The sequence below is a fragment of the Thorsellia kenyensis genome, assembly GCF_042432445.1.
In the GTDB taxonomy this organism is placed as follows: Bacteria; Pseudomonadota; Gammaproteobacteria; order Enterobacterales; family Thorselliaceae; genus Thorsellia; species Thorsellia kenyensis.
The window spans coordinates 1-942 of the sequence record NZ_JBHLXE010000050.1; the positions used below are offsets into that span (position 1 = coordinate 1).

Annotated in this window: 2 protein-coding genes; both read left to right on the forward strand. The window is 33.0% G+C overall.

Annotation, left to right across the window (positions count from 1 at the left end; translation table 11 throughout):
- The first annotated feature begins 187 nt into the window (after positions 1–187).
- Complete coding sequence (locus ACFFIT_RS05130; RefSeq protein ID WP_385876580.1) at positions 188–508, forward strand: transposase; 321 nt, start codon at positions 188–190, stop codon at positions 506–508.
- Positions 509–746: 238 nt separating this feature from the next.
- Positions 747–942 (forward strand): hypothetical protein (locus tag ACFFIT_RS05135; protein WP_385876581.1); only part of this gene is annotated, 196 nt, incomplete at its 3' end.

Sequence of the window (942 nt, forward strand, 5' to 3'; positions counted from 1 at the left end):
ATTATATGGTTGTACAGCTAAATAAACCCAAATTGATTAATTTATGACCTTAAGTACTTACAAATGGTGTATTATTAATATCATTCGTACTTAAAATATAGTGGTCAAGCTTTTCTGTAATGTATAGTGGTATGATTTTCCTGTAATCATCTTTAATCTATAATAACAAGAAATAGGAGACTATATTATGACGACAGAACCTAAAAAAAATCGTGTTAACTTTACCCCACAGCAAAAGAATGAGTTTGCTAAATTAATAGTGGAAGATGGATATTCCGTTAAACAAGTGATGGATATATCAGGTGCTTGTCAAACCGCTGTGTTAAGGTGGAAAAAACAGTATTTAAGTGAAAAAGAGGGACAAGTTATTGAAGGTAAAGTCCCATTAAATGAGGATAAACGTGAAATTTATCAGCTTAAAAAACAACTTGCTGAAGCACGTGAGGATATCCGTATATTAAAAAAGGCAACAGCCTTGTTCATACAAGACAATCCAGGCTTACGCTGATTGATAAATTGAGCAAGGCCGAACCAAATATAAAGATACAACGCATTTGCGATTTATTGGACGTACCTATTTCCTCCTACTATTATTATAAACCAAGTAATAGTTTTGATAATGAAACAATTATTGAGAAAATGGGTGAGATAGCCAAGACACTGTAAGTACTTATGGTAAACGAAGGATGTGCCAAGCTTTGAATAACCAAGGGATACTAATAGGAATTCATAAAACAAGAGCACTCATGAAAAAAGCAGGTATTTTTGCCAAGATGCCAAAGATAAGGCATCAATATGAAAAGGATTTTGAAAAACCTAATATACCTAATAAATTGAACAGGGAATATAAGCAACTGCGTATTATCATCATTCCGGTCACTGATTCTCATTCATGCCGATCACTTATTCTCATTTCATCCCGATCACTTTTCTTAACTTGTA